This is a genomic window from Lactococcus formosensis (assembly GCF_037892375.1).
GTDB classification, from domain to species: domain Bacteria; phylum Bacillota; class Bacilli; order Lactobacillales; family Streptococcaceae; genus Lactococcus; species Lactococcus formosensis.
Window position 1 is genome coordinate 282409 of record NZ_CP141721.1, and the last position, 20469, is coordinate 302877.

The 20469-nt window shown below is 38.9% G+C and carries 22 protein-coding genes; all 22 read right to left on the minus strand.

Going from position 1 to position 20469, the window contains the following annotated elements; genetic code table 11:
* The gene (gene pfkB / locus VNN39_RS01400; RefSeq protein ID WP_338997731.1) at positions 1-918 is read right to left on the minus strand and encodes a 1-phosphofructokinase; all 918 of its coding nucleotides are present in this window, start codon (positions 916-918) and stop codon (positions 1-3) included.
* Positions 915-1616, minus strand: a complete 702-nt coding sequence (locus VNN39_RS01405; RefSeq protein WP_338997732.1) for a DeoR/GlpR family DNA-binding transcription regulator — start codon at positions 1614-1616, stop codon at positions 915-917. Before VNN39_RS01405 ends, pfkB begins: the two co-directional genes overlap by 4 nt.
* Positions 1617-1788: 172 nt before the next feature.
* On the minus strand, positions 1789-2187 hold the full coding sequence (locus tag VNN39_RS01410) for a Spx/MgsR family RNA polymerase-binding regulatory protein (protein WP_165711408.1): 399 nt from the start codon (positions 2185-2187) through the stop codon (positions 1789-1791).
* Positions 2188-2335: 148 nt separating this feature from the next.
* The gene (gene dnaK / locus VNN39_RS01415) at positions 2336-4162 is read right to left on the minus strand and encodes a molecular chaperone DnaK (protein WP_338997733.1); all 1827 of its coding nucleotides are present in this window, start codon (positions 4160-4162) and stop codon (positions 2336-2338) included.
* A 77-nt stretch (positions 4163-4239) separates the two neighbouring features.
* The gene (grpE, locus tag VNN39_RS01420) at positions 4240-4812 is read right to left on the minus strand and encodes a nucleotide exchange factor GrpE (RefSeq protein ID WP_269457347.1); all 573 of its coding nucleotides are present in this window, start codon (positions 4810-4812) and stop codon (positions 4240-4242) included.
* Positions 4813-4815: 3 nt separating this feature from the next.
* Positions 4816-5853 carry a heat-inducible transcriptional repressor HrcA gene (gene hrcA, locus VNN39_RS01425; RefSeq protein WP_339007162.1) on the minus strand — a complete coding sequence of 346 codons (1038 nt, stop codon included), beginning with the start codon at positions 5851-5853 and terminating at the stop codon, positions 4816-4818.
* Between the two features lie 138 nt (positions 5854-5991).
* The gene (locus tag VNN39_RS01430) at positions 5992-6396 is read right to left on the minus strand and encodes a hypothetical protein (RefSeq protein ID WP_096368618.1); all 405 of its coding nucleotides are present in this window, start codon (positions 6394-6396) and stop codon (positions 5992-5994) included.
* Positions 6397-6429: 33 nt separating this feature from the next.
* Positions 6430-7215, minus strand: coding sequence for a M15 family metallopeptidase (locus VNN39_RS01435; RefSeq protein WP_338997734.1), 786 nt, complete (start codon positions 7213-7215; stop codon positions 6430-6432).
* Positions 7199-7903, minus strand: coding sequence for a histidine phosphatase family protein (locus VNN39_RS01440; protein WP_165713165.1), 705 nt, complete (start codon positions 7901-7903; stop codon positions 7199-7201). Before VNN39_RS01440 ends, VNN39_RS01435 begins: the two co-directional genes overlap by 17 nt.
* A 113-nt stretch (positions 7904-8016) precedes the next feature.
* Positions 8017-8934, minus strand: a complete 918-nt coding sequence (locus VNN39_RS01445; protein WP_339007164.1) for a lactate/malate family dehydrogenase — start codon at positions 8932-8934, stop codon at positions 8017-8019.
* Between the two features lie 87 nt (positions 8935-9021).
* A complete protein-coding gene (locus tag VNN39_RS01450) occupies positions 9022-9810 on the minus strand; it encodes a hypothetical protein (protein WP_338997736.1) in 789 nt (262 codons plus the stop codon).
* A 29-nt stretch (positions 9811-9839) separates the two neighbouring features.
* Complete coding sequence (locus VNN39_RS01455; RefSeq protein ID WP_213495738.1) at positions 9840-10511, minus strand: hypothetical protein; 672 nt, start codon at positions 10509-10511, stop codon at positions 9840-9842.
* 183 nt (positions 10512-10694) lie between these two features.
* Positions 10695-11120 carry a F0F1 ATP synthase subunit epsilon gene (locus tag VNN39_RS01460; protein WP_017368857.1) on the minus strand — a complete coding sequence of 142 codons (426 nt, stop codon included), beginning with the start codon at positions 11118-11120 and terminating at the stop codon, positions 10695-10697.
* 17 nt (positions 11121-11137) lie between these two features.
* Complete coding sequence (gene atpD, locus VNN39_RS01465; RefSeq protein ID WP_004259151.1) at positions 11138-12547, minus strand: F0F1 ATP synthase subunit beta; 1410 nt, start codon at positions 12545-12547, stop codon at positions 11138-11140.
* 59 nt (positions 12548-12606) lie between these two features.
* Positions 12607-13488: a F0F1 ATP synthase subunit gamma gene (locus tag VNN39_RS01470; protein WP_017368856.1), complete on the minus strand. Its 882-nt coding sequence runs from the start codon at positions 13486-13488 to the stop codon at positions 12607-12609.
* Between the two features lie 11 nt (positions 13489-13499).
* Entirely contained in the window at positions 13500-15008 is a 1509-nt protein-coding gene (atpA, locus tag VNN39_RS01475; RefSeq protein ID WP_004259170.1) for a F0F1 ATP synthase subunit alpha, read from the minus strand.
* A 65-nt stretch (positions 15009-15073) separates the two neighbouring features.
* Positions 15074-15601, minus strand: coding sequence for a F0F1 ATP synthase subunit delta (locus tag VNN39_RS01480; protein WP_017368855.1), 528 nt, complete (start codon positions 15599-15601; stop codon positions 15074-15076).
* A 14-nt stretch (positions 15602-15615) separates the two neighbouring features.
* On the minus strand, positions 15616-16122 hold the full coding sequence (atpF, locus tag VNN39_RS01485) for a F0F1 ATP synthase subunit B (RefSeq protein WP_017368854.1): 507 nt from the start codon (positions 16120-16122) through the stop codon (positions 15616-15618).
* 13 nt (positions 16123-16135) lie between these two features.
* Positions 16136-16849: a F0F1 ATP synthase subunit A gene (atpB, locus tag VNN39_RS01490; protein ID WP_339007166.1), complete on the minus strand. Its 714-nt coding sequence runs from the start codon at positions 16847-16849 to the stop codon at positions 16136-16138.
* A gap of 54 nt (positions 16850-16903) precedes the next feature.
* Positions 16904-17119 carry a F0F1 ATP synthase subunit C gene (locus VNN39_RS01495; protein WP_003135074.1) on the minus strand — a complete coding sequence of 72 codons (216 nt, stop codon included), beginning with the start codon at positions 17117-17119 and terminating at the stop codon, positions 16904-16906.
* 195 nt (positions 17120-17314) lie between these two features.
* Positions 17315-18091, minus strand: a complete 777-nt coding sequence (locus tag VNN39_RS01500; protein ID WP_185767510.1) for an alpha/beta hydrolase — start codon at positions 18089-18091, stop codon at positions 17315-17317.
* A 154-nt stretch (positions 18092-18245) separates the two neighbouring features.
* The gene (locus VNN39_RS01505) at positions 18246-20456 is read right to left on the minus strand and encodes a DNA internalization-related competence protein ComEC/Rec2 (RefSeq protein WP_338997738.1); all 2211 of its coding nucleotides are present in this window, start codon (positions 20454-20456) and stop codon (positions 18246-18248) included.
* Positions 20457-20469: the final 13 nt, after the last annotated feature.

The following is a 20469-nucleotide window of genomic DNA, read 5'->3' on the forward strand; positions in this document are numbered from 1 at the left end:
CTATAGTTTTTCTATAATAACTTTTTCAAAGCATTCTTTTAAGAAGCTTTCACTCGGCATGTCTTCTGAGAAAACCTTAGCTGTACCACAGGCAACACCTTGTTTAAAGGCAGCTAAAGCATCCTGACTTCGACTCCACTCGGCAAGAAAACCTGCAACTGTTGAATCTCCTGCACCGATAGAGTTTTTCAACTCCCCTTTGATTGGAGCTGCAAAGTAGGTATCATCTCCTGTGAAGAGTAAGGCACCATCACCTGCCATAGAAATCATGACATTTTGTGCACCCTCTGCTAAAAGTTTTTGACCATAAGGGATAATATCTTCTTTAGTTTCAAACTTAACAGAATAAATTTCTTCCAATTCTTCACGGTTAGGTTTGATGACGAGTGGTTCATGTTTCAATGTTTTCAGTAACTTTTGACCGTCCACATCAATAGCAAACTGTGCGCCTCTAGCTTTCACTTTCTGGATCAAGACCTCGTAAAAGTCCTCACCTAAAGTTTTAGGAATTGTCCCCGCAAATACGACGATATCATCACTTTGCAGGTCGTCAAATTTACTTAGGAAGGCTTCAATTTCATCATCAGATAAGTCAGGTCCAGCGGCATCAAAGGACGTTTCCTCTTGCGCATTGACTTTGATTTTTGTGTTGATACGTGTCGTTCCTGCAATTGAAGTGAAATCAGACTGACTCCCGATATTTTCAAGATAATCTTGGATAAATTTCCCGGGGAAACCACCAAGAAAACCAAGGGCAGTATTTTCAACTTTTAAAAGGGACATCATACGACTTTCGACAATCCCTTTTCCCCCAGGAAGCATACGCGTTTCTGACGCTCGGTTGACTTGCCCAAGTTCAGCCTGATCAAAATCCATGAAATAATCTAAGGCTGGATTTAGTGTTACTGTGTATATCATAATTTCTCCGTTATAAGTTTTATTTGGTCACTTTCTGCAAACTTAACAAAGCTTGTTTGACCGATTTTACTACTGTCCAGGAGGAGATAGCTTGTTCGGCTTTGACGGATAGCTTGTGTCTTAATCGCTGCTTCTTCACTGTCAGGTGTCATCGCTCCCAGCTCCTCATCAAAAGCATTGGCTCCGATAAAGGCAAGATTAAAACGATAAGTGCTAAGTTGAGCGATGGCTGAACTGCCAATGATGGCATCTGTTTGACGCTTTACTCGACCACCAAGTAAATAAACGATGAGGTTTTCACTGGTTAATTTTGGTAAGTGGCTGATCGAGTTGGTCACGATAGTGACACGCTTGCCCGACTGATTAAGCAAATGACAGAGCGGCGCAACGGTTGTTCCTGCGTCCAAGTAGATAATATCGCCTTCTTTTATCTTTTCAAAGGCTAAAGCAGCAATTTTTTCTTTTTCTTGAACGTTTTTGGAAGATTTCTCAAAGATAGATAACTCTTCTGAAAGGTCTTGTTGGAGTTCTGCGCCTCCATGAACACGGCGCAAGAGATTTTCTTCTTCCAGATCATTAAGATCTCTTCTTAAAGTCGAAACAGAGGCATCTGTTATTGTCGAAAGTTCTTCTAACGTCGCTGTTCTTTGCTCTTTGAGCAAGCTCATTATTTTTTCTTTACGTTCTGTCGCGAGCATGTGTCCCTCCTCCTGAATTCGTTTACATTTATATTATACACCATTTTCGTTCAAAGTCAATCAAAAACTTTCAAAAACTACAAAAAAGAAATTCTAAATATATTTTCTTCTCGTTCTATTTTTTAAATAAAAAAAGAGCCAGGAGTTATTTTTCCTTTGCTCTTTTGAGAACCTAGCCTGTTTGCATTTCTTGTTTTTCCAAGTCAGTAATTTTTTTACTAGGCTTTTCTAAAAATCTTTTCATCTTGTCTTCATCAAAACCTATCTGGAGTTGTTTTTCATCCAGCATAAGTGGAACTTTCAACAGGGTAGCATTTTCTTCTAACAGCTCCATAAAGTCTTCTAGCTTCAAATCATTGAAGTTAAGGTTCAAACGGGTGTAAGCCCGTGTCTCTGTCGCGATAATCTCTTCAACTCCATGTTCAGTTAGAGAAACAATCCGGAGAATCTCCTCAGTCGAAACTCGCTCTTTGAGAACATCGACCTCGACAAACTTGACTTTATGAGCATAGAGCCAGTGCTCCGCTTCTTTCGTCTCCTGATTAGAGGAGATGGTATAAATCTTAAGCATGCCAGCCTCCTTTCTATCACGTCCAGGTTCTCTTTCCTATTTTCATTATCCTATTTTATAATATTGAAAACAAATAAAATGGTTTTCACAAAAACAAAAAAAGCCGAGAAACAAAGTCTCGAACTTTTTAATTTTATGAACTCACTTTTTATTTAACTTCTTCAAAGTCACCATCAACAGTATTGTCATCTTTAGGACCTTCTTCTGATCCAGCTTCTTGACCTTCTGCTGCTGCTTGTTCAGCACTTGCTTGTTCGTAAAGTTTTACTGCAAGGTTTTGAGCGATTTCGCTAAGTGCTTCTGATTTAGCTTTGATATCTGCGATATCTTCACCTTCAAGAGCTTTCTTCAACTCTTCTTTAGCATCTTCGGCTTTTTTCACTTCTGCTTCGTCAACTTTACCTTCAAGCTCTTTGATTGTTTTTTCAGTTTGGAAAACAAGAGCATCCGCTTCGTTACGTGTATCAACTTCTTCTTTACGTTTTGCGTCAGCATCAGCGTTTGCTTCTGCATCTTTCATCATTTTATCGATTTCTTCGTCAGAAAGACCTGAGTTAGATTTGATAACGATTGTTTGTTCTTTTTGTGTACCCAAATCTTTTGCTTTAACAGACACGATACCGTTTTTGTCGATGTCGAATGTTACTTCGATTTGTGGCACACCACGTGGTGCTGCAGGAATATCTGTCAATTGGAAGCGACCCAATGATTTGTTATCTGCTGCCATTGGACGTTTACCTTGAAGGACATGGATATCTACTGCTGGTTGGTTATCTGCTGCAGTTGAGAAGACTTGTGATTTAGATGTTGGAATTGTTGTATTACGTTCGATAAGTTTTGTAAAGACAGAACCCATTGTTTCAATACCAAGTGAAAGTGGAGTTACGTCGAGAAGGACAACGTCTTTAACGTCACCAGTGATGACACCACCTTGGATTGCGGCACCCATAGCAACAACTTCGTCTGGGTTAACAGATTTATTTGGAGTTTTACCTGTTTCTTTTTGAACAAGATCAACAACTGCTGGGATACGAGTTGAACCACCAACAAGAAGAACTTCGTCAATATCAGAAGTTGAAAGGCCAGCATCAGAAAGTGCTTGACGTACAGGTTCGCGTGTTGCTTCAACTAATGAAGCAGTCAATTCGTCAAATTTTGCACGTGTAAGTGTCATTTCCAAGTGAAGTGGACCTGCAGCTCCTGCTGTGATGAAAGGCAATGAGATTTGTGTAGAAGTTACACCTGAAAGGTCTTTTTTCGCTTTTTCAGCTGCATCTTTCAAACGTTGAAGGGCCATTTTATCTTGGGCTAGATCAATACCGTTTTCTTTCTTGAATTCTGCAACCATGTAATCAATGATAGCTTGGTCAAAGTCATCACCACCAAGTTTGTTGTTACCAGCTGTTGATAATACATCAAAGACACCATCACCTAATTCAAGGATTGATACGTCAAATGTACCACCACCAAGGTCAAAGACAAGGATTTTTTCATCTTTATCTTGTTTGTCCATACCGTAAGCAAGAGCTGCTGCTGTTGGTTCGTTAACGATACGTTCTACTTCAAGACCAGCGATTTTACCAGCATCTTTTGTGGCTTGTCGTTGTGCGTCGTTGAAGTAAGCTGGAACAGTGATAACTGCTTTGTCAACTTTTTCACCCAAGTATGCTTCTGCTGTTGCTTTCAAGTTTTGAAGAATCATTGCTGAAATTTCTTGAGGTGTGTATTCTTTCCCACCGGCAGAAACTTTTTCACTTGTACCCATTTTAGATTTGATAGAGATGATTGTATCTGGGTTTGTTACTGCTTGACGTTTTGCGGCATCACCGACTTGAATTTCACCATTTTTAAAAGCGACAACAGATGGTGTTGTACGGTTTCCTTCTGGATTTGGAATAATTTTTGCTTCAGTTCCTTCAAGGACTGCTACTGCTGAGTTTGTTGTACCAAGGTCAATACCAATAATTTTAGACATATGCTTTACCTCTTTTTTTATTTTATTGTTTTTATCTATTCTTATAGTTTAAGGACATTTCGGTCACTTCTTGTTTCTTATTGTGCAACAACGACCATTGCTGGACGAAGGATACGATCATGGATCTGGTAGCCTTTTTGGAAGACTTGAACGACATGATCTGCGGGATGTTCATCATCAGCTGGAACTGTTTGTACAGCCATATGGAAGTTTGGATCAAAGGCACCGTCTGCTTTGACTTCTGTAACGCCTTCTTCTTTAAGTGCGTTAATCAAGCTCTCGCGTGTCATCTCCAAACCTTTTTTAACATCTTCTGTCAACCCTTCAACTGCAAGAGCACGCTCCAAGTTATCCAAGCTTGGCAAAATCTTTTTCGCCAAATCTTGTGAACGGTATTTCAGGATGCTTGTACGTTCTTCGTTGGCACGGCGTTGAATATTTTGGATTTCTGCACTAATGCGGAGAAATTTATTTTCCCATTCTTCAGCCTTTGCTACAGCTGCATCAAGCTCAGAAACTTCTTCTTCGACGATATCTTCAAGTGCTTCTTCAGTAAGCTCTTCGACAACTTCTTCTTCCTGATCTTTTTTCTTCAATTCTTCTTTATTTTCTTCAGCCATATTGTTTCCTTTTCTTTTAAATAATTTCATATATTAACTTATCTCGTAATGGTTACCATCAAGGTAACGGTAGTAGTCCATGAGTTTCATACTTAGGACTTTTGCAAGTAAGTCTAGTGTACTCAAGGTTTTTTGATAATCTTGTTCTACAGGACCAATGACTGTCAGCGTTCCTAAACCACGATATGGAATAACAAACTTTTGACTTATCAACGTCAGGTTGGCAAAATAAGACATATTATCAATGACAACCGAACGCATCTCATCTGTACTTGTTAATTCTCGTATTTCTTGAGCCATACGTGTGTCGTCGCTTAAAATTTTATAAAGCTCAGAAAGATTGTCTGTTGCAAAGTCAAAGACATACTCACGTCCGCTACTTGTCAAATGCTCTGTGAATAAGTCTGCAAAGACGGATTCAAAGAGTTCCAAGACATCGCCTGTTGTTTTAAAGTAACGCTGTACTATCTGCGGGATGTCCGTTCTCAATGCATAATGTACATCGAGAACTTTCTTACCTACTAGGCGTTCTTTAATCAACTTTGTAAAGACTTGCAGGTCATGTTCACTCATGCTTTTTGGAAGTACAAACTGATTTGTCCTAAGTTTACCTGTCGCTAAGGTCATCACTGTCAACATCGAATGATTATCTAAAGTGACAAGTTCAAAGGACTGCAAGACTTGCTCTTTCTGGGGAACATTAAGCACGAAGGAAGTTAAGCCCGTCAATCTTGAGAGAACCTCGCTTGCTCTTTCAAATAAATCAGATAAACGATAAAACTCACCGTCAAAAGATTTCATAATCTGAAAAAGATCATTTTGTGTAAATTCTTCCAGGCGTAATACATTTTCTACAAAGTATTTGTAACCTGAAATACTAGGAACACGTCCACTTGATGTATGTTCTTTTTGAATGAGTCCAAGATTTTCCAATGCTTTCATATCATTTCTGATTGTCGCACTCGAAGCTTTAATCTGTTCTAATAAAGCTTTAGAACCTACAGGTGTATGCTCTTTCGCGTAAAGTGAGACAATCAAATCCAAAATCTGCTGTTGCCGTTCTGTAATCATTTTGTCTCCTTTCTCCACCTTTAGCACTCAACACCCTCAAGTGCTAACAATATTATTATAACCCTTATCTCCTATCTTGTCAAGCAAAAAAACCAAAAATTAGCACTCTTTTTTATAGAGTGCTAATTTTTGATCCTTTTAAATAAATCCCACTTCTTTTGCAATGAAACGAATGCTAAAGAGGCTAACAAGCATGACCGCTAGGGGAAATAATAGTGTTAAATTTTGCTGATGTATGAGATATTGATAACCCCAATCAATGAATACCAGGACAGCTGCTATCTCTAAAACCCACAACCCCACATTGAAAAAGCGAAGTATGAGTAAGATAAGGAGGAACACTAAGAGTATTTCTATTATATTCTGCCATTGGGCTACGGGAGCCAGAGTTTTATTGATAAAACCTGTTACTGTACGGCTTGTATTTTGAAAAACAGTCGTAAAAGTATTGGGTGATGCTAAAAGTCGCTGTGTAGTAATCATCAAAGTGTAGAGAAACAAGGCAATATTAGCATATAAAATCAAGTAAGCTTTATTCAACATTTGTGTGTGACTCCTTTTAAGTCCCTTTATTTTTTACTGGGGTAATAACTTCAAGTATTCTTCGAGGGTAAGGTTATGTTTCGCCATATACTTGGCATTATCCACACCTACATAGCGAAAATGCCAATCCTCATAATCGACACCGGTGGATGATTTTCCACCTTCTGGGAAACGAAGTACAAAACCATATTCGGGCGCGATTTTCTTCACTTGTGCAACTATGTCTTCAGGACTTTGGTTTAAAGCGTCCACTGTCGACATATCCACAGCTAACCCTGTTTGGTGTTCTGAGCTACCCGCGGGCTGTGAATAAGTTTTAACATTAGTTTCAGCTTCTTCACGAGATATGGGTTGCCCAGTGTTATTCACTGATCCTGCAGCTCCAATCATTTCATTTTCCACATAAGTGTTAAAAAGTTGCTCTTGATAAGCTACAGAGCGATACGCTGAAATCAAGTGTTCTGAGGGATCAATAGCTTGCGCTACTGCCAAAAATTTAACAAGAGCATCTGCAATACGTTGATCAACCTGTACACTGCCAACAGTCGTAAGTTCTGGGGAGAGTTCCTCTTTTGGATTTTCCCTATTTACTAGAACCAAATTCCAGTCAGAACGATGAGCTTTAGGTAAATCGGTGGTTTTACTTTCAGCTGTCGAACTTGAAGATGAAGTCTGGCTTGATTCAGCTGTTTGCTTCGTCCCTTGTGGTTTAAGCTTACTCACAGCAAGTACACATAGTCCAATGAGAGCCATGAGAATGATAAAACTTCCAATGACTCTTCCTTTTTTTAGTTTTCTTTTTTTAGTTCTTCTTTGCATGTTCTACAATCTCTGCTCCAAGTTTACGATACTCCATTGACCCGATATCTCCCACTTCAAAATTGCCATTTTCAAAAGTAAGATGTGTCACGGAACCATTATCCAAATTATGGGGGCGTTCTTTATCTGGTTGAAGCATCTTGATATAGCTTGCGATAGTCATACCATGACTGACTATGACGATATTCTTAGCTCCTGCAGCTTCTGCTTCAGTGGCCATATCAGAAAAGCCATTCATGATGCGGCCAGAGAGCTCTTCCCATGTCTCTGCCCATCCAGCTGTATCTACTTCATAGATTGCACGCGCCAGTTCTTCATCTGAAGGAAATTTCCCTGACTCTTGCATACCTTTTTCAGCAAATATAATAGGAAGAACGCCATCAAAAAGTTCTCCATCATAGCCCCCATCAAAAGAACCAAAGCACCATTCCCGAATACGTTTATCCATCTTATAAGGAATATCCTTATTCTCAGAGTATTCCAAGATAAAGCCCATCGTTTGTATCGTTCTCCCAGAGTCAGAAGAATATGCACGATCAAACTTCAAACCTTTGGATTTGAAACCCAGTCCCAACTCCATAGCGCCGCGCTCACCTTCTGCAGTGAGGGGCGTATCCGACCAACCTTGGGCTCTACCGATTGTATTAAACATTGTTTTTCCGTGTCTTACCAAATAAATCTCAACCATGAACTCACCTTGTCTTCTATTATATATATCCTTAATTATACTTTATTTCAAAGCAATTGAACAGAGAAAAAAACCTCTTCCTACGGAAGAGATTTTCTATCTATGTAGTATCCTTAGCTAAATTTTTTAATCTTCTCTTGAATCTCACGTGCTGAGTCTTTCAGCTTATCAGCTTCTTCTTTGCTGATACTCTCGATAAATCCTGGGTAAGCTTGTGCTCCATCACGCCCAACAAGTGCTGGCGTTGACAAATACGCATCCAATTCAGCATCGTAGTGTGAGCAGACTACAGCTGCTTTAGCATCAGATAAAATGAGATTCATCAGACTCACTGAAGCTGCAGCAATAGCGAAGTTCGTATAGCCTTTTCCTTCATAAACAATGAAGCCGCCATGACGTGCTGAATTTTCAATTTTTTCAAGGTCAAAATTGTTTGTTGCTGCAGTTTTTTCAAAGGGTACACCGCCAATGTTTACTGTTGACCATGCTGCAAACTGTGAATCCCCATGCTGACCGAGCATATAACCATTCACACTTCTCGCATCTACGCCAGCTTCTTCAGCAATATAGCGGTGCAAACGTGCAGAATCCAGATATGTTCCTGTTCCAAAAACTTGGTTTTTTGGTAAGTTAAGAGCTTGTGAATAAAGCTGTGCAATCACGTCGTTAGGGTTGGTTACGATTAAGAAAACACCATTAAAGCCTGAAGCATTGATTTCATCTGCAACTGCTTTAACCATGGGTGTATTAATTTTCAACTCTTGGAAACGATCTTGAGCATCGAGAGCTTTGATGTGACCCAAGGCAGAAATAACGACTTCTGCATCAGAAAGATCTGGATAATCACCGACTGTAATCTTAGTATGACTGTTGAGTAGACTAGCTGCATCAAGCATATCAAAAGCTTCAGCTTTAGACTTGGCAGTATTTTTATCAATAAGGACTAATTCATCAACATAGCCTGCTTGAACAATCATTTGAGCGATCATTGCTCCGACATTCCCTAACCCAATTATACCTACTTTACGCATCTGAATCTCCTTTAAATTATAGAGGGTTCTCCTCATTGTTTGTTTCATTGTATCAAAAAAAATCCCTTTTTTCAGAGATTTTTTCTTTTACTTACCCAAGAACTGTTTTAGCCAACTTGCTTTTTTTAAGATTCCTAAAAGTAATACAGATGTTGCAACTCCTGTTACTACACCTCCCGTCCCAGCTGCATGCACAGCTATAGTATGTTTACGCTCTTCGGCCTCTTTATCAGCATTTGCTGCTGAATTAGTAGAAAAATACTGTGGTGTCCATGAAACATTAGTTTCTATCCCTGTGTGCGGAAGGCGAAGAACTTCCTCTTGAGCAGAAGTTTTAACTACTGTATCTCTAGCCTCTGTCGTGGCAGTTTCTGTTTCCACCTTTTTATCATGGCTATTTGTTTTCCGATTATTTGTATCCTGAGATTTTGCTGAAGTCTCTTCTGTTTCTGGTGTTGGGAGTGACACTGTAGGAAGGCTAATATCCGGCTGCTCTGGTATTATTGGTGGTGCTGTAGGGATAATAGGAACGGGTTCGCCCACAGTTACCAAGGGAAGAGTATTGTCTGGCTTAATTGGCACTGTCGGCGTAATAGCAACAGGCTCGCCTATCGTTACTGGCGGAAGCGTGATATCTGGTTTTTCTGGCACAAGCGGAGGCATCGTTGGCGTAATGGGCTGTGGATTTTCAGGCGTTGTTGGTACTACATCTGTATTTGATCCTTCAGTTATAGAACTCCCAATATTATTATCCTGCAGCATCTGAGATTGCACACGTGCCACTGAAGCAGAATATACTTTACTCGGATTAGGAATGATGATTTGCCCTAATAATATCATGGTTGCTAAGAGCATGCAATATCTTTTCTTTCTCATTATCTTTTCCTCCTCTCTCATTATTTTTGTTAAACACCCTTTTCAAACTCCTGCTGATTTGCAATCGCTTTTTGCGCTCGAAGGGTGCTTGGTTCAGCAAGCAAGCTCTGCTCCACACGAGCATTTTTTATCTCTAACTCCAACAGCTTAACTGCTTCATATAAAGTTCGAGCATCCTCTACACTTAAAGCTTCAATAATATACCCCAAGCTCTTGGCGTTCAGATACTTTTCAGGAACATCAGTACTTGTTAATGTCTCACATGCTAACGCCTCTTTTAAGCTTTCAATCAATAATTGCCTTTTTTCATTGTATTTAGGGAAAAGTTGCTTAACTAAAGCTTTTCGACCGATAGGAAGAGTATTACTTCCGAATATTTTTTTAAAAATATCATTTAAGAAAATCCCAAGTGCACACAATGCAAAGCTTAGCATGAATGTGATTAAAAACGTCTCTAAAACCGAACGTCCTAACTGTTCATGCCCCTGTACAAATGAGAAATCATTTATAATATAAAAAGCCAAGATAAGGACAGGGAAGCTAAAAGACAATAATGCCGAGCGATGATTAATTTTGTTCTGAATTTCTTGATGAAATTCAATGTTTATAACTTCAAGCTGATGGAGCTTTTCTTCGATTGTTTCGATTGTTTCCATCAATTCTTGACAATGATCCAGCGCCACACTCTCCTCCTTTCCCATAGTTCCCTTTCTCTCTGTCATTAGATTTCCAAAACATTCCAATTTTCTATCTCGTGTAACCTTTTGTACACCAAAAAGTAAAAAAAGACTTATTGTTTACATTTTAACATTTTAATTTGCTGTTTTTTGTTACATTTATGTTAAATAAACAAAAAAAACATCCAAAGGATGTTTTTTGATTTATTAATTATGTTTCGATACATTCAATCGGTTAATCGCACGATGAAGCGCAACTTCTGCACGTTTAGCTTCATCAGTCCTATGGGCTGCTTTAGCTTCTTCAAGCTCTTTTTCAGCTCGAAGTTTTGCACGTTCCGCACGTGGAACATCGATATCACGATTACGCTCAGCAGAATCTGCAATCACTGTAATCATGCTATCTTTTACTTCGATGATACCGCCATTGACAGCAATATAATCAACGTGCTTCACATCATCAGGACGGCGCACTTTAAGTTCACTAATTTGTAAACCAGCAATTGTAGAAATCATGTTGGGTAAAATCCCCATGTCCCCACCAATCGTATGCGCAAGAATGTAGGTTGCATGGTGATCATAAATAACACCCGCGGGAGTGATGACTTGAATAGCCATGACATTTTCACTCATTTCAGCAACCTCCTATCTTAGTAACCCATTTTTTTAGCTTTTTCGAGAACGTCTTCGATTGGCCCTACACCACGGAAAGCATCTTCTGGGATTGAATCGTATTTACCATCAAGAATCGCTTTGAAATCTTCAACAGTTTTTTCGATTGGTACATATGATCCAGGTACACCAGTAAATGTTTCAGCAACGTTAAAGTTTTGTGAGAGGAAGAATTGGATACGACGTGCGCGATTAACCAATACTTTTTCATCATCAGATAATTCATCCATACCAAGGATAGCAATGATATCTTGTAATTCTTTATAACGTTGGAGCACACGTTGTACCTCCATAGCTACTGCATAGTGTTCTTCACCAACAATTTCAGGTGTAAGAGCACGAGATGAAGAAGCCAATGGGTCAACGGCTGGATAGATACCCATTTGTGTCAAACGACGTTCCAAGTTTGTTGTTGCATCCAAGTGAGCGAAGGCTGTTGCTGGCGCAGGGTCAGTATAGTCATCGGCTGGGACATAAATCGCTTGGATAGATGTTACAGAACCTTGTTTTGTAGAAGTGATACGTTCTTGAAGTTGACCCATTTCAGTTGCCAATGTAGGTTGGTAACCAACAGCTGATGGCATACGTCCTAAGAGGGCAGATACTTCTGAACCAGCTTGGGTGAAACGGAAGATATTATCAATGAAAAGCAAAACGTCTTGTTTTTCCACATCACGGAAGTATTCAGCAATTGTCAAACCAGTAAGAGCAACACGCATACGTGCTCCAGGTGGTTCATTCATTTGACCAAAGACCATGGCTGTTTTTTCAATAACGCCTGATTCTTTCATTTCCCAATAAAGGTCATTACCTTCACGTGTACGTTCCCCAACACCAGTAAATACTGAAATACCACCGTGTTCTTGGGCAATGTTGTGAATCAATTCTTGGATAAGGACGGTTTTACCAACTCCGGCACCACCGAACAATCCAATCTTACCACCTTTAAGGTATGGAGCAAGCAAGTCAATGACTTTAATCCCTGTAACGAGGATTTCATTTGCTGTTGAAAGTTCATCAAAAGATGGGGCTTTTTTATGGATCGGGCTACGTTCTGCATTTTCAGCAAATGCTTCGCCTCCATCAATAGCATCTCCAAGTACATTGAAGACACGTCCAAGTGTTTCTTGACCTACAGGAACGCTGATAGCTTTACCTGTATCGAGAACTTCAAGTCCACGTGTCAAGCCATCAGTTGATTCCATAGCGATAGTACGTACAGCACCATCACCAAGTTCCAAAGCAACTTCAAGGACGATTTTAGTTTTAACGCCGTCTACATCTTTGTAAACGATAAGTGCGTTATTAATCTCAGGAAGAGTCGCGCCTGACGCAAATTCAACGTCGACAACGGGCCCAATGACCTGAGTAATTTTACCAGAACTCAATGTTTTTCCTCCTAGTTTATTTTTCTGTCTTTAATTCTTTAAGAAAGGTTACCGTGTGTTTAAAGCGCTGAAGCTCCTGCAACAATTTCTGTAATTTCTTGTGTAATTGCTGCTTGACGCGCACGGTTATATTGTATTGTCAGATCGTTAATCACTGTCTTAGCATTATCTGTAGCTGTACGCATTGCCGACATACCTGCAGCATGTTCAGCTGTTTTAGCGTCAACAATCGCACCGTAAATCATGCTTTCGGCATACTGAGGTAAAAGCTGATCTAAAATAGCTTCACGGCTTGGTTCCAGTTCGAAACTCACCAATGATACTGGTGTTTCTTCTTCTGGTTCCTCTGATTCATCAAAAGTAATCGGAAGCATTTTTTGCATGCGAGCTTCACTTGTCAATGAATTGATATGGTGATTGTAGCAAACATAGAGCTGATCAAATTCTTCATTTTGATAGCGAGATACAGCCTGACGTACAATTTCACGAACTTCTTCAAAACTTGGTTGGTCAGTCAAACCACGTAATTCATAAGATAATTCTACATTACGTGAGCGGAAAAAATCAGCTCCTGTTCCACCTAGGGCAAGAATACAATATTCATCTGGCCCTTGGTGTTTTTCACGTAATTTATTCATGACTGACTTCAAGATATTGGAGTTGTAACCTCCCACAAGGCCACGATCCGAAGTGATAACTAAATATCCTGTTTTCTTAACTGGACGTTTTGTCATCATTGGATTTTTAGAGGGGCCACGGTCTGCAGCAACCAAGTCGGTTGTCACTTGACGCACCTTATCTGCATAAACCTGATAAGTTTTCGCAATCTTTTCTGATTTTTGCAATTTCGCTGCGGATACCATTTGCATGGCACCAGTGATATGACTTGTTTTTTCTGTTGAAGCAATTTTTGATTTAATTTCGCTAAGTGAAGCGCCCATAATGAACCTCCTTATTTAACGTAATTTGTAGTTTTCTTGAAGGCTTTGATTGCATCGTCAAGTTTTGCTTCATCTGGCAAATCTTTAGTATCTGTGATGACTTGTAAAAGTTCAGCATAGTTGACATCGAAGAAATCAAACATTTTTTCTTCAAAATCAAGAATATCTTCTACAGGAACATCATCAAGGTGACCATGTGTCAATGCATAAAGAATAAGAACTTGTTTTTCAACTGCCAATGGTTTATGTAATGGCTGTTTCAAAACTTCAACTGTACGACGTCCACGGTTCAGTTTAGCTTGTGTTGCTTCGTCAAGGTCAGAACCAAATTGTGTAAATGCTTCAAGTTCACGGAATGAAGCCAAGTCCAAACGAAGAGTACCAGCAACTTTTTTCATTGCCTTGATTTGCGCTGCACCACCAACACGGGATACAGAAGATCCGGCATCAATGGCTGGACGAATACCTGAATAGAAAAGATCGTTTTCGAGGAAGATTTGTCCATCTGTGATTGAGATAACGTTTGTCGCGATATAGGCAGAGATATCTCCGGCTTGTGTTTCAATGAAAGGCAAAGCTGTCATTGAACCACCACCTAGGTCATCGCTCAATTGCGCTGCACGTTCCAAAAGACGTGAGTGGAGATAGAAGACATCCCCTGGGTAAGCTTCACGACCTGGTGGACGACGGAGCAAGAGTGAAAGTTCACGGTAAGCCACGGCTTGTTTAGATAAATCATCGTAAACAACAAGAACGTGTTTTCCGTTGTACATAAACTCTTCACCCATAGCTGCACCCGCATAAGGTGCAATATAAAGCAAAGGTGATGGTTGTGATGCTGAAGCTGTTACAACGATTGTATAATCCATAGCTCCAAGTTTACGGAGTGCTTCAACTTGTGTACGAACTGTAGATTCTTTTTGACCAATTGCAACATAGATACAGATGATGTCTTTACCTTTTTGGTTAAGAATTGCATCGATAGCTACAGATGTTTTACCTGTTTGACGGTCACCGATAATCAACTCACGTTGACCACGACCGATTGGTACAAGTGCATCAATGGCTTTTAGTCCAGTTTGAAGAGGTTCTGAAACTGATTTACGTTGCATAACACCTGAAGCTGGAGCCTCTACAGGACGCGTTTTACCTGTATTGATGTCGCCTAAGCCATCAACGGGTTGTCCGAGTGCATTTACAACACGGCCGATGAGTTCTTCACCGACTTGGATTTCCATGATTTTACCTGTACGTTTTACTGTGTCTCCTTCGCGGATGCTAAGGAAATCACCAAGTACGATAATACCAACGTCTGTACTGTCTAAGTTTTGCGCCATACCATATACGCCGTTATCAAACTCGACAAGCTCACCGCTCATCGCATTTTCAAGGCCGTAAGCACGGGCGATACCGTCACCAACATAAGTGACGACACCAGTTTCAGCAACTTCAAAATCTGGTGTAAAATTTTCAATTTGTTGTTTAATCAGTGAGCTGATTTCATTCGCTTTGATTGCCAAATGTATTTTGCTCCTTTCTGAGTTTTCATGTTAAATGGCTGAGAATTATTTCTCAAAGGAGATTCTTAGAGAATCTCTTTGGCAATTTTTGCCAATTGTGATTTGACAGAAGCATCAATGATTTTTCCACGTGAATTTACAATAAATCCACCGACAATCTTTTCATCTACTGTGTTCACGATTGTTACTTCGTTCAAATCAAATTTTGATTTAGCGAGAGCAACAAATTTTTCGATTTGTGTTTCGGTTAATTTCACGCTTGAAATGACCTCTACGTCAGCAATCCTAAACATATCGTCTGCCGTATTTTTAACTTCAGCAAGAATTTCTGATAAATCAGCTAATCGTCCGTTTGCACGAACAGTATCAAGGAAATTTTTCATCAGTGGTGATGAATTTTCTTTGATACTGTCAATAACTTCAGATTTTGCTGCTGTAGAGTATACTTCTGTTCCGAAGAAAGAAGCAAGATCATCTTCTTTAAAAAGTTGTGTCAGTTCGTTAACCTCAGAAAGAATAACTTCCAATTGAGATTGTTCTTCTGCAACTTCAAGCAAGGCTTTACTGTATTTTTGAGAATTGACTGTTGTCATTTACAACCAACCTCCTATTCGCCAAGCTTAGCAATATAGCTGTCAATAAGTTCTGATTGTGCTTGTGAATCCAAAGATTGACCGATGAGTTTTTCAGCAATTTGTACTGAAATATCAGCAACGTCCCCTTTAACTGAACTAAGCGCTTCTTTGCGTTCTTGTTCAATATCTTCTTGGGCGCGTTTTTTAACATTCGCTGCTTCTTCGTTGGCTGTGGCCAAGATGTTTGCACGATTTTGTTTAGCTGTGTCATTGGCTGTTTGGATAATGCTTGCAGCTTCTTCCTTAGAACCTGCAAGTTCATTTTCACGTTGCGCTAATAATGTTTCTGCTTCTTTTTTTGACAGTTCTGCAGTTGTAATATCGTTATTGATTTTATTTGCACGTTCTTCAAAGATACCTGTAATGGCACCCCACGCAAATTTACGAACCAAGATCAGCAAGATGATGAATGCACCGCTGACAACGATAATGTTACCAAGAACTGTATTCGGAGCAGTTTCTAATAATGTAGTAAGCATTTCTACTCCTTTCCTAGTGTTCTGCTAAAATTTTGTGGCTAATGTAAAGATTTGTCAAAAGAACAAAAACATAAGCCTGAAGAGATGAAATAAAGATTGAGAATGCTATCCAAGCCATTGCTAAAATCCATGTCACAGGAAGAATAAACCAGCCAGAATCAATCATTCCAGCAATAATTCCCAGAAGAACTTCACCAGCAAAGATATTACCATAAAGACGAAGTCCCATAGAAAGGGCATTTGTAAATTCTTCCATAATAGTCATCGGAAGCATTGCTTTAGGTTCTTTCCAAAAGGCATTTTTAAGATAGCCTTTAAAGCCAAACTGTTTCACACCAAGAGTATTGGCGAGTACAATGACCAAGACTGCTAAAGTCAAGTCAACTGTTGAGTTTGCTGTTGGAGAACGCCATAAGCTGATGTTACCCGGTGCAGTGATTTTAGTAACTAGCCCAATAATATTCGAAATCAAAAGGAAAGAAAAGAGTGTAAAACTCATGAGGGCATACTTTGGTAACTCTTTAGCACCTAGATTTTCACGTCCGATGCCGTTAATAAAGTCAACTACCCACTCAAGGACGTTTTGCTTACCTGTAGGCTTAAGCTGCATATTGCGACTTGCCCAATAAATCAAACCAAAGACAATTAAAACGGTCAATGCTGTCATATATAGGATGACACCGTCAAAAGTCACTGGTCCAACATTAAAAGTCCATGTTGATTCCATAGCTAGTCTTCCTTTCTAAATAATTGTTGAGTATAAAAGTTAAATCAACGATTTTTAGAACAAGAAAGCCATAGCTAAGGCGATGAAGAATGTACCTTCGGCAAAGGCAACACCAAGGAACATACTTCCGCGAAGTTTTCCTTCCATTTCTGGTTGGCGTGCAACAGCATTAATAAATGCTGAAACAATAAGTCCATCACCGATAGCGGCACCAAGTGCACTAATACCAATAGCTACTGCTTTAAGAGCTTCAATTGAGATTGTTGTCATTTAATGACCTCTTTCTATGTGCGATTTTTCGCAAATTTTTATTACTATGAAATTATAGTCCTATTCAATCCGTTTGTCAAAACTTAACCTAAGATTATCAAACATTTTTCTCTAAATCGTTCGGCCTTTTTAAAGCAAACGTTTTCTTTAGGATTTGTTTAAGTTTCAAGGTTTTATATTTTAATTTTAAGCTGTTTAACTTAGGCGTTCTTCTTCCTTATAATCAATAGGAAGCCATTTTAAAACGGTCTCGATTTGTTTTGTCCAATAGTACCACTCATGTGTACCTGGTGCATTCTCATAGCGCAGCTCAAAGCCTTTTTCCTCAAGAAATTGAGCCGCTCTATTATTTCCGGAAATAAGATAATCCTGTTCACCACACCAGCTGTAGAGCTTTGGCTTTTCACCTGTATGGTGTTCTGCAAGATAGAGGATACTGTTTTCGCTGTCGTTAAAGTGATCAAGATCGCCAAAAATTCCTGTCCAATAGGCTTCGTTCTCAGCGCTCTGTTCTTTTAGATCAGTCATATCCAATGCTCCTGATAAGCTTGCTGCATAACTAAATTTTTCAGTCGCCAAGGCTAGCTTAAATGCGCCATAACCTCCCATAGATAAGCCTGCGATGAAATTCTTTTCCCTCTTAGTACTTAAGTTAGGAAAGAAATTATGAACCACCTGTGGCAATTCCTTGGCAATCGCATCAAAATATCTCATCCCATAATTGGTATTCGTATAGAATCCCAAGTCAGTTGAGGGCATAACAATCGCAAGTTGGGTATGACGAATTAAACGATCAATCCCTGTTCTTATAAGCCATGAATCTTCATTTCCAGACATCCCATGCAACAAATAAAGCACTGGAATGTCATTTCCATCTTTTACTCCCGTCTTGCTGGCTTCTGGGTAAATCACGTTAAACTTACGATTCATCCCCAGTACTTCGGAGTAATATTCAATATTTATAATAGCCATCTTTCCTCCCATCCCGTTTACTTTTATGATTCAAGTAAACGTTTCCTACTATTATAACATAAGAATTATTACATATCGCCTTATTCTCATTGCTATTCAATCAAAAAGCCAGCCTGTTTTGTCATATAGTATGTAACATTTTTGTACCCCAAACTTACTTTACTGTTTGAATGTGCCAGCTGCCTTTTTTATATAGGAGACGGATCGCTCCTTGCTGGTCTGTCCGATAAATTTTTATTCCTCGTGCAGTTAATTGGTGAAGCGTCTCTTGACTCGGATGTTTATATCGATTATTTTTTCCAGCAGAAATAAGAGCAATCTTAGGCTTAATCGCTTCTAAAAAACCTTCCTTTGTAGAAGTCTTACTGCCGTGATGTCCAACTTTTAGGATATCAACCTCTAAATGTGGATATCCTTTCTGGAGTTTAGCCTCTCCGTCTTCTTCTAAGTCACCTGTAAAAAGAAATTTCTTCCCATAAAATTCACCAAATGTCACTAAAGAATTATCATTATCGCTTTTTCCTTCACCTCCTGTCGTTAAAAATCGGAGATAGCTGTTAAATATGGGAATCTTGTCTCCCTCTTGCACAATGTGAATCTGACTTTTTAAGCTGCTTAGTTTTTTCACAAAAATTTGCTTCTCTAATGCACTAGCTGAGACATAAATATTTTTTATTGGTACTTTCTGAGCTACACTCTTCAAGTCTCCAATATGATCCTCATCTGGATGTGTCACTATCAGGGCATCTATCTTACTCACTCCACGCGCTCTCAGATAAGGGAGAAGTGTACGCTCCGCATTACTTTTATAGCTTCCTTCCCTCCAGTGCTCATCAGTTCTTATCTTTAATCTACCGCCAGTATCTATTAGGATATTTTTACTGTTCCAGCTGTCCTGCAAGAGAATACTGTCTCCTTGTCCCACATCCACCATTGTAATACTTGGGTGTTTAGGATTCTTAACCAGAAAAAAAATACAGAAAAGAACAAGTATTATGACTAAATTCCAATTTCTTTTTTTATAAAAATCCAGTATAAGTCCACTCAGAATAAAAAGTAAAAGTAAAAATATAACATCTGGTTTTCCAAACACAATTGGTTTGTCGAATAAATTCCCAACCAGCTTTACTACTGATTCTAAAACAACAAAAAAAGGATTAAGTAATGTCAGATTAGTACCAAGTAAAGAAAGGAGAAAAACAAAAAGCAAACCAGGTAAGAGTAAAAAATCAAAGATCATACTGAATAGTAAAGTCAATATGATCGATAATGGCTGAAAACTATGGAAATGAAAAATCAAAAGCGGAAGGACTCCTACAGCTAAAACAGTAGAATCAAGTAAAGACTTTTTTAATCCTTTCACTTCTTTGAATTTTCGCGATATGAACGTGATTAAGAAAGAATAGAGCATCGTCAATTGTCCCCCTGTAGTCAGTAGAAAATATGGACTGAACACTATTAAAAGGAGAAAAGTGATAGAAAATCTATCGCTTGGATTTTTAAAAGGGATATTTTTTTGTAGGAGCGCACGTAAGATTGAAAGAGATAAGCCTGTAAGAAATGCATAAAATATCGAAAAGGGAATCTGGATAAAAAAGACTAACTTTCGTGATAAGCCTAGTCTTAGTAAAACATTTCGAAGGAGTTCAATAAAAAAATTCACTTGCATACCTGACAAAGCAAATAAATGGATAATACCGAGACTAGTGTAGAGCTCCTCCATTTCTTCAAAGTCTTTATCTAGACAACCAAACAGAAGTCCTGTCATATAGGAGGACATCGGTGCTGGAAAATGTTCCTGTGTCCAAAGGATAGCTCTTCTACGTATAAGACGTAAATCAAATTCATATGTTTGTTCAAAGCCATGAATTTTTTCTATTTCGAGAAGGCGATAAATACCTTGAGTTCTTAAATACTTTCTATAATCAAAGCCAGAAAAGTTTCTCTGTCCCTCTGGAATCTCCAAAGTACCTTCAAGATATAATGTCCCCTTTACGGCAAGATTTTTAAAGTATTCTTTCTCTTTTTCAGAAGACAACGTGTAAAAAGCTTGATAATCTCTTCCATCTACTTCACCTCTAAAACTGAGCCTACTTCCATTCACTTGAAGAGTATCCATGTAGGGTGTGATTTTAGAAATCTTTGCTGGTTGTTTATTTTCTTGCAATTCATCTTCTTTTTTAACCATGTGTAAGAACAAGCTAAAGCATAGTAAAAGAGCTAACAAACCATAATATTGACGATATAAAGCAACAATAATACTGAAAAGGCTAAAAACAATGATAGGCCATGAAAAACTAAAAATAAGAAAATAAACCAAAACCAAGAGATAAACTAAATAGATAAGCGAAAATTTTTGTTTCATCTGACTAACTGTC

Excerpts from the sequence above, each read along its gene's own strand:
- pfkB (WP_338997731.1), bottom strand. The coding sequence starts at position 918 with ATGATATACACAGTAACACTAAATCCAGCCTTAGATTATTTCATGGAT.
- VNN39_RS01405 (WP_338997732.1), bottom strand. The coding sequence starts at position 1,616 with ATGCTCGCGACAGAACGTAAAGAAAAAATAATGAGCTTGCTCAAAGAG.
- VNN39_RS01410 (WP_165711408.1), bottom strand. The coding sequence starts at position 2,187 with ATGCTTAAGATTTATACCATCTCCTCTAATCAGGAGACGAAAGAAGCG.
- dnaK (WP_338997733.1), bottom strand. The coding sequence starts at position 4,162 with ATGTCTAAAATTATTGGTATTGACCTTGGTACAACAAACTCAGCAGTA.
- grpE (WP_269457347.1), bottom strand. The coding sequence starts at position 4,812 with ATGAAATTATTTAAAAGAAAAGGAAACAATATGGCTGAAGAAAATAAA.
- hrcA (WP_339007162.1), bottom strand. The coding sequence starts at position 5,853 with ATGATTACAGAACGGCAACAGCAGATTTTGGATTTGATTGTCTCACTT.
- VNN39_RS01430 (WP_096368618.1), bottom strand. The coding sequence starts at position 6,396 with ATGTTGAATAAAGCTTACTTGATTTTATATGCTAATATTGCCTTGTTT.
- VNN39_RS01435 (WP_338997734.1), bottom strand. The coding sequence starts at position 7,215 with ATGCAAAGAAGAACTAAAAAAAGAAAACTAAAAAAAGGAAGAGTCATT.
- VNN39_RS01440 (WP_165713165.1), bottom strand. The coding sequence starts at position 7,903 with ATGGTTGAGATTTATTTGGTAAGACACGGAAAAACAATGTTTAATACA.
- VNN39_RS01445 (WP_339007164.1), bottom strand. The coding sequence starts at position 8,934 with ATGCGTAAAGTAGGTATAATTGGGTTAGGGAATGTCGGAGCAATGATC.
- VNN39_RS01450 (WP_338997736.1), bottom strand. The coding sequence starts at position 9,810 with ATGAGAAAGAAAAGATATTGCATGCTCTTAGCAACCATGATATTATTA.
- VNN39_RS01455 (WP_213495738.1), bottom strand. The coding sequence starts at position 10,511 with ATGGGAAAGGAGGAGAGTGTGGCGCTGGATCATTGTCAAGAATTGATG.
- VNN39_RS01460 (WP_017368857.1), bottom strand. The coding sequence starts at position 11,120 with ATGAGTGAAAATGTCATGGCTATTCAAGTCATCACTCCCGCGGGTGTT.
- VNN39_RS01470 (WP_017368856.1), bottom strand. The coding sequence starts at position 13,488 with ATGGGCGCTTCACTTAGCGAAATTAAATCAAAAATTGCTTCAACAGAA.
- VNN39_RS01480 (WP_017368855.1), bottom strand. The coding sequence starts at position 15,601 with ATGACAACAGTCAATTCTCAAAAATACAGTAAAGCCTTGCTTGAAGTT.
- atpF (WP_017368854.1), bottom strand. The coding sequence starts at position 16,122 with ATGCTTACTACATTATTAGAAACTGCTCCGAATACAGTTCTTGGTAAC.
- atpB (WP_339007166.1), bottom strand. The coding sequence starts at position 16,849 with ATGGAATCAACATGGACTTTTAATGTTGGACCAGTGACTTTTGACGGT.
- VNN39_RS01495 (WP_003135074.1), bottom strand. The coding sequence starts at position 17,119 with ATGACAACAATCTCAATTGAAGCTCTTAAAGCAGTAGCTATTGGTATT.
- VNN39_RS01500 (WP_185767510.1), bottom strand. The coding sequence starts at position 18,091 with ATGGCTATTATAAATATTGAATATTACTCCGAAGTACTGGGGATGAAT.
- VNN39_RS01505 (WP_338997738.1), bottom strand. The coding sequence starts at position 20,456 with ATGAAACAAAAATTTTCGCTTATCTATTTAGTTTATCTCTTGGTTTTG.